Below are 7364 nucleotides of genomic sequence, written 5' to 3'. Positions count from 1 at the left end.
CGGTCGCCACCAGTTTGACCAGGACCTCCCCCTCCTTCGGTTCGTCCAACTCAAGTGTCTCAACGGTAAACGATCGGGTTGGGCCGTAGAGAACCGCTGCACGCGTCTTCATGGAACACCTTCCCTATACCACAGTTGTCTTTAGACCTGAAACACCATCTCTAGTGTGGTACGGTAACAGGCGGTCTAAGCTCCTTCAACGTTCCTGTTCACCATAGCCGAACACCTCGATACGCTGATACTCACATTTTTCCGCTGGCGCTTCCAGTTCGTGCCAGGCCCCCCCATTTCTTCAATTCTCCGAGATACATCGTGGTCACCGACATTCACCGGCGTCTTTCTGACTTCCGGGAAACAAGGCCCCGGTTCTGTTCAGCACTGACACGTGTCGGTTATCCTATTCGGCGAGCGCCACACCGGCGCAGGAGAGCGACAGACGAAAGGATGGAATTGTGTTCTATCGCAGTGACGTCGTCGGAAGCCTTCTCAGACCATCCTATCTCGTTGAGGCCCGCCAGCAGTATGAGGCCGGACAACTCTCCGCCGCCGAGTTTAAGCGGATCGAGGACCGCGCAGTCGACGAAGCAATCCGCCTCCAAGAGGAAGCTGGTCTCGAGGTCGTGACCGACGGCGAACAGCGCCGTTATGCCTTCTTCGGGCATTTGGTCGAGGCGATGGAAGGGTTCGACAAATTCGGCGGCTGGGCCATTACCTTCCGCGATGAGCAGGGGAATGAGAATCTCGTACGGCGGCCGATCGTTGTCGACAAACTCCGTTGGCGCCGAAACATGTGCGCCGAGGAGTTCACCTACCTCCGTGCTCGCACGAACCGCGTCGCGAAGGTGACACTGATCAGCACGATGCAGGCCGCGGTGTACTGGGATAAGAATCGGTCCGTTGGCGCCTACCCGACGGTGGAAAGTTACCTCGCCGATGTGGTCGACATCACCCGCCGTGAGATCGAAGAACTCATCCGCCTCGGCTGCACCTATATCCAAATTGATGCCCCACAGTACGCGGCGCTTTTGGATCCAAAGATTCGTGAAGGATACCGTATCCGCGGTATGGATCCGGATCGCATTGTCGATCAGACGATTGAGCTCGATAACGCCGTCCTTGACGGCTTCGACAAGCAGGGCGTTATCTTTGGACTCCACATTTGCCGCGGCAATAACCAGAGTATGTTCTATGCCTCGGGTGGCTACGATCCAATTGCAGAAAAGGTCTTCCAAAAGACCAAGTTTCACCGCTTCCTCTTGGAGTACGATGACGAGCGATCTGGCACTTTCGAGCCATTACGCTTCGTCCCCGAAGACCGTGTTGTCGTCCTTGGACTTGTGACGACGAAGAAGATGCGCCTCGAGAGTCAAGACGAACTGATTCGACGCATCATGGAGGCAGCCGAGTACGTTCCGCTCGATCGGTTGGCATTGAGCCCACAGTGCGGCTTTGCCTCCACGTGGGAAGGAAATCGCATCACGCCAGAAGTGCAGCGGCAGAAGCTGGAGCTGGTAGCTCGCACCGCGAAGGCTGTGTGGGGCTAAACGCAGCGCCGCCCGTCCTGGTCAACGTGCCGGGCGGCGCATTGCTCACTATCCATCCTTTAGGCATCAACACTGTCCGTCAGTGCCCATTGCTGCGACTCTCGTCGCGCCATACTGACATGTCCTGGCGATGCCACTCGGTGCTGTCAAGTACCGAACTGGATAACCTGCGAACGAGCCAGCGACCGACCCACGCCAACGTGACCGTGAGCGGAGCGAAAACGGCGGCCTTCGCTGCCAGGCGACCAATCACTGTTGCAGCGTCCGCCAGCGCTTCGATTTCTTCCCGCCATCCGCCGCGCAATGCTTCAAGTATTCGGCGAACCAAAGTCGCGCCAGTTTGCCTTAGGGTCAGACTGACCAACGCGTAGCGGATCTGCTCCTGGAGAGACCGTTGCTGCGCCTCCAGGCGCTCGAGCTGGTACCGGAGGCGCTGAAGTTCTTCCTCGACCTGGAGGACATCTTTCACCTTTTCGGCTCGCTGGAGCAAAGCCAATAAACGCTCCTCAGTCGCTCGCGCAGCACGCACGCGTGCCTCGAGATCAATCACCTCCGTTGTCAGGTCTTGGCCACTCACAGATTCATGCTCAATCGCGGAGAGCCCTGGCAATCTCCGCAACTCCTCTAACACCTGGTGGAAATTCGTTGAGGGAACCGCGAGGACGACCTGCGCGGTCACCGATTGTCCGTGTTGCGCGACCTGTGCTTGGACCGTATAGCCACCGATCGCCCCCACGATACGCTGTGCCTCACGAGCGGCAGACGCGGCATCCTGCACCAGGATACGCAGCTCCGCTCGTAGGGCGATCGAGCGTCCACTGTCCGCAACATGATACGACGGGCTCTCCATCCGTGCCGCATCGGTCATCGGGGATTCGTAAACCATCGGTCGTGTCCCAGAGAACCGTCGCTCTCCCCGCCCGTACTGGTGACTGTCAGAGAAATCGTCACTCCAGTCAGGCGTGTCTGCGAACGCCGACCTCTCAAGCCTGGAACCGCCTCGGCCCGACAGAGACCACGGCAGTCGAATGACCAGCCCGTGCCGAGCCCGTCCGAGCAAAACTGCGAGAACCGCCACCACAAGCGCACTCAGGACGCTCCACCGTAACCGTCCCACCATCCAGCCACTCCTCTCTCGCCTGTTCCGTCGGTCACGAGGAGGATACCAGGAAACACTAGCGGCGGAACAGTAGGTTTAGGAGCAAGGTTAGGATGAGACTCAAGACGAGCATCGTCATGAGCGGAATGTAGATCGTGAAGTTCCCGCGTTGATACACGATATCCCCAGGAAGACGTCCGAGGAAAGGCAGGCGACCCGCGAGGAGTAGGACAAGACCGAATGCGACGAGCAAAACACCGAAGAGGATGAGCACTCGCCCGAATGCCTGCAGCGATTCCATCGCCTACGCGTCCCCCTCATGAACGGCGTTGTCCGAAAAGTTCACCAAGATGCGTCGCCAGGTCGAAGATGAGCATGAAGAGGAACGGGACAAGCAAGACGAGCAGCACCATGAGGATCAGCTTGGCAACCTCCGCTGTACCTTCCATCGCTCCCTCCTCCAAGATCGTATAAGGGGCAGCTCAGATTGAGCTGCCCCTTCTCGTCACGCCACTACCTCGGCTTCGGCAAGGAGCGATCGCACTTCGAGATTCCTATGCTCGTCGACATCCACAATGACGGTCTCACCGTCACGGATCTCGCCACGCAAGATCAGGTTCGCCAGCCGGTCCAGCAGCTCACGCTGGATAACGCGCTTCAATGGCCGTGCTCCATACACCGGATCGTAGCCACGCTCGGCGAACCACTCTTTCGCACGCGGTGTGACCTGGAGCGTGATACTCCGCTGCTTTAAGCGCTGTCGCACCTGTCGCAGCTGGATATCAACGATCTGCGAGAGCTGCTCGCGTGTCAGCGGGCGGAACATGATGATCTCGTCGATCCGGTTCAAGAACTCCGGCCGGAAGTGTGCCCGCACCGCTGCCATGACACGCTCATACGCTTCCTGCTCGCGATGTGGCAGGAGCGCCTGGATGTACTCGGAGCCCAGGTTGCTGGTCATGATGATGACCGTATTGCGGAAGTCGACCGTCCGCCCCTGTCCGTCGGTCAAACGCCCGTCGTCCAGCACCTGGAGCAAGACGTTAAAGACCTCAGGATGCGCCTTCTCGATCTCATCGAAGAGCACCACTGAGTACGGCCGTCGACGAACGGCTTCCGTCAGTTGCCCACCTTCCTCATAGCCGACGTAACCAGGCGGCGCACCGATCAGACGCGAGACGGTGTGGCGCTCCTGATACTCAGACATATCGATCCGTACCATGGCGCGCTCGTCGTCGAACAGGAACTCAGCCAGGGCTCGTGCGAGCTCCGTCTTACCGACACCGGTCGGGCCAAGGAAAATGAAGCTACCGAGCGGCCGGTTCGGATCCTGCAGCCCAGCGCGCGCTCGTCGGATGGCGTTTGAAACGGCACGCACCGCCTCATCTTGGCCAACGACCCGCTCGTGGAGTCGCTCTTCCATGTGGACGAGCTTCTCCATCTCGCTTTCCATCAGCTTTGCGACCGGAATACCGGTCCACTTGCTCACGATCTCCGCGATATCATCGGCATCAACCTCTTCCTTGAGCAGACGGCCCTGGCGCTGTACCTCAGTCAGTCGCCGCTCCTCCTCGCGCAGCTGGCGCTCCAGTTCCACGAGTCGCCCGTACTGCAGCTCCGATGCGCGCGTGTAATCGGCGACGCGCAACGCCTGCTCGATCTCGATCCGTGTCTGCTCAATCTGCTCCTTGAGCGCATTAATCCGTTCGAGCGCCTGCCGCTCCTGCTCCCATTGCGAGCGAAGTACCTGCTCCTGCTCGCGCAGGTTGGCAAGTTCTCGTTCGAGCTCTGCTAAACGCTGTCGCGAAGCCTCGTCCCGCTCCTTCCGCAGCGCTTCGCGCTCGATTTCGAGCTGGGTGATCCGGCGGGTGAGTTCGTCGAGCTCCGCCGGCATACTCGTGATCTCCATGCGCAGTCGGGCTGCCGCCTCGTCAACCAGGTCGATCGCCTTGTCAGGCAAGAAGCGGTTCGTAATGTACCGATGTGAAAGCACTGCTGCCGCCACGAGCGCTGAATCGAGGATCCGCACCTTATGGTGGAGCTCGTAGCGCTCACGCAGCCCTCGGAGGATACTGATCGTGTCTTCGACCGACGGCTCATCGACATACACCGGCTGGAAGCGACGCTCCAGAGCCGGATCCTTCTCGATATGTTTGCGATACTCGTCGAGCGTCGTGGCGCCGATCGCGTGGAGTTCGCCACGTGCCAACATCGGCTTCAGCATGTTGGCAGCATCCATTGCCCCCTCAGCCGCACCAGCGCCAACCACCGTATGTACTTCATCGATGAAGACGATGATCTCACCCTCCGCGGCCCGGATCTCGTCGAGGACAGCCTTCAAACGCTCCTCAAATTCACCGCGGTACTTCGCACCAGCGACCATCGCTGCCAGATCCAACTGCACGATCCGCTTCTCGCGCAGCCCCTCCGGCACGTCACCACGAACAATCCGCTGTGCAAGACCCTCAACAATTGCTGTCTTCCCGACTCCTGGCTCGCCGATCAACACGGGGTTGTTCTTGGTGCGCCGCAACAGTACCTGAATGACACGGCGAATCTCATCGTCGCGCCCGATCACCGGATCGAGCTTGCCCTGGCGCGCAAGGGCCGTCAGATCGCGACCATAGCGCTCGAGCGCTTGATAGGTTGACTCCGGAGTCGGTGACGTGACGCGCTGTGCGCCGCGGATCTGGCTCAGTGCGCCCAACACGCGCTCTCGCTGGACATCAAAACGAGCAAGCGCCTGGACCGCTGGCGAGCGAGGCACCGCCTCCAACGCGGCAAGGAAGAGATGTTCGGTGCTCACGTACTCGTCACCAAAATTCTGCGCCTCGACTTGCGCACGCTCCAACGCACGTCGCAGTCCCGGAGCAATCGTTGGTTCCGCGGCATACTGCAAACGTGGCAATGTCTCGAGCACCCGCTCTAACTCGTGTGCAACACGCCGCGGGTCTAGCTGCAGACGCAGCAACACCTGCGGGACAACTCCATCGCCCTGGGTCACAAGCGCGTAGAGCAGGTGCTCCACATCAATTTGGCTATGCTGCCGTTCCGTCGCCAAACGTTGAGCGACGAGAAGCGCTTCCTGTGCCTTCTCGGTAAACTGCGGTCGCCCCATCATTTCCCATCCTACGTATCGACGTTCTCTGATGAGACAGGAGGAGCGCAGCTCATCACGACTCTTGCGACGCTCCCAGCATGCCCAGCATCATGTCGATATCAGCGACGACCGAATCGAAGATCCGGTCGTACTGCTCGGAGATTGCCAGGCAGCGTTCCCGTAACCGCCGCAGCTGCTCTGTCAGCACCAACGCTAGCTGGACCCCGGAGAGATTGATCCCACGCTCCTCAACGAGGTACTTGACCTGGCGCAGACGTTCCAAATCCTCTGCCGAATAAAGACGGAGATTTCCGCGCGTGCGCGAGGGGGTCACAAAGCCCTCGCGCTCGTACTTGCGCAGCGTCTGCGGGTGGAGTTCAAGCAGCCGTGCAGCAACACTGATCACATACAGCGGTTCGGATCGGCGCATCCTAACCTCCTGAGCGCTTCTCCTCCTGCACTCGCCCGGAGTATACCACCTGATATGACTCGTATCAAGGACGCGACAGCGGCGACGCGTCGTTTCGACGAGGTGTCATCGCCGTCCAGGGCGGTGCGAACTCGCTCAGGGCGGCCTGGATAACCGGTACCTTCCCGAAACTTAACTGCGCCACAGTCAACAACGTCCGTGCATCGCGGACACGGCCCACTCTGCGATAGGCTCTCGCTGCCGCAACCACACCCAGCGGGGACAGTGTCCAGAACTCCGGTGTCCGGGTAAGGTCGAACGCTGGATTGAGTCGTAACGCATTTACAAACTCTTCCTCAGCCACCGCGATATCGCCACGTCGCCCTGCACGAACGCCCCGTTGTGCAACAGCCACTGCAGGATCAAACGTGACAAGAGCCGCTGCTCGCGGTGGTTCGACCACACTCGTTTGTCCCCGCAGGGCGCGGGCTGTCCCGCTGCGTCCATTCCCTGACCGCGAACGACTGGCATATCGAGCGACGCGAGGGGAGTGCAGCCGGCGCGCTCGCGTTGCAGTTGGGGACGAGCGGCGAGCCACCACCATAGCCGCAAGGACCGGGAGACTCATCAACAAGACACCGGTCACTGCAGCGGCAGTCAGTGCCGAGGCAGGCCAAATCCAGAGCTGCGTGGAGCGTGAGTCCGACGTTGGGACGTGCACCATGAGCGCTCGCGATTCCATCGCATCCGCTCCCTCAGCCGTGGCCGCCCTGGCGGCTCCGAGCGTTAGCTCGTGTGCTGGCTCGTTCCCGATCCCCCCACTTGCCAGCCGGTCAAAGGCATAGTCGAGCAGTTGAACCGCATCGTTGTACCAGGCCTCACGTGTGCTACCAAGAATGACAACGATGACGGTGTGCCCATCACGTTCTGCTGCCTCAATCAGGGAATACCCAGCTGCGTCAGTGATACCTGTCTTGCCGCCAATCAACCCAGGGTATTGCCCAACGAGCCGGTTGGTCGTCTCGACCACATAGGGTCCGTTTGAATAGGACGGTGTCTGCAAAATCCGCCGCAGTTCAGGGCGTTGCAACACTGCCCGCGTGAGCGTCGCCAGATCCCGTGCAGTGCTGACGTGCCCCTCCTCATCAAGGCCATGAGGGTTGCGAAATGTTGTACGCTGCATGCCGAGCCGCTGCGCGACGAGATTCATCT

7 protein-coding genes are annotated in these 7364 nt (G+C 60.0%); 1 reads left to right on the top strand and 6 read right to left on the bottom strand.

The window, feature by feature from the left end; translation table 11 throughout:
- Nucleotides 1–452 precede the first annotated feature (452 nt).
- Nucleotides 453–1544 (top strand): cobalamin-independent methionine synthase II family protein, encoded by a 1092-nt coding sequence (locus tag NET03_RS13245; protein WP_252129368.1) that lies wholly within the window; start codon nt 453–455, stop codon nt 1542–1544.
- Nucleotides 1545–1623: 79 nt separating this feature from the next.
- On the opposite strand, the gene NET03_RS13240 is transcribed toward NET03_RS13245, so the two are convergent.
- The 6 genes from NET03_RS13240 to NET03_RS13220 form a co-directional block, all read right to left on the bottom strand.
- Entirely contained in the window at nt 1624–2664 is a 1041-nt protein-coding gene (locus NET03_RS13240) for a DUF4349 domain-containing protein (RefSeq protein ID WP_252129367.1), read from the bottom strand.
- A 55-nt stretch (nt 2665–2719) separates the two neighbouring features.
- A complete protein-coding gene (locus NET03_RS13235) occupies nt 2720–2944 on the bottom strand; it encodes a DUF2905 domain-containing protein (RefSeq protein WP_252129366.1) in 225 nt (74 codons plus the stop codon).
- A 16-nt stretch (nt 2945–2960) separates the two neighbouring features.
- On the bottom strand, nt 2961–3092 hold the full coding sequence (locus NET03_RS13660; RefSeq protein ID WP_286207493.1) for a hypothetical protein: 132 nt from the start codon (nt 3090–3092) through the stop codon (nt 2961–2963).
- 56 nt (nt 3093–3148) lie between these two features.
- Nucleotides 3149–5761, bottom strand: coding sequence for an ATP-dependent chaperone ClpB (gene clpB, locus NET03_RS13230; RefSeq protein WP_353655835.1), 2613 nt, complete (start codon nt 5759–5761; stop codon nt 3149–3151).
- A 55-nt stretch (nt 5762–5816) separates the two neighbouring features.
- Nucleotides 5817–6173 carry a heat shock protein transcriptional repressor HspR gene (locus NET03_RS13225; RefSeq protein ID WP_252129364.1) on the bottom strand — a complete coding sequence of 119 codons (357 nt, stop codon included), beginning with the start codon at nt 6171–6173 and terminating at the stop codon, nt 5817–5819.
- 64 nt (nt 6174–6237) lie between these two features.
- On the bottom strand, nt 6238–7364 hold a 1127-nt coding region (locus NET03_RS13220; RefSeq protein WP_503008237.1), incomplete at its 5' end, for a D-alanyl-D-alanine carboxypeptidase family protein.

Origin of the sequence: Thermomicrobium sp. CFH 73360 (genome assembly GCF_023806465.1) — a bacterium.
Classification (GTDB): domain Bacteria; phylum Chloroflexota; class Chloroflexia; order Thermomicrobiales; family Thermomicrobiaceae; genus Thermomicrobium.
Note: the sequence above shows the minus strand (reverse complement) of the source record. Positions and strands in the feature narration are given on the sequence as shown.

Coding starts and splice junctions, on each gene's coding strand:
- NET03_RS13240 (WP_252129367.1), bottom strand. CDS start 2,664: ATGGTGGGACGGTTACGGTGGAGCGTCCTGAGTGCGCTTGTGGTGGCG.
- NET03_RS13235 (WP_252129366.1), bottom strand. CDS start 2,944: ATGGAATCGCTGCAGGCATTCGGGCGAGTGCTCATCCTCTTCGGTGTT.
- NET03_RS13660 (WP_286207493.1), bottom strand. CDS start 3,092: ATGGAAGGTACAGCGGAGGTTGCCAAGCTGATCCTCATGGTGCTGCTC.
- clpB (WP_353655835.1), bottom strand. CDS start 5,761: ATGGGGCGACCGCAGTTTACCGAGAAGGCACAGGAAGCGCTTCTCGTC.
- NET03_RS13225 (WP_252129364.1), bottom strand. CDS start 6,173: ATGCGCCGATCCGAACCGCTGTATGTGATCAGTGTTGCTGCACGGCTG.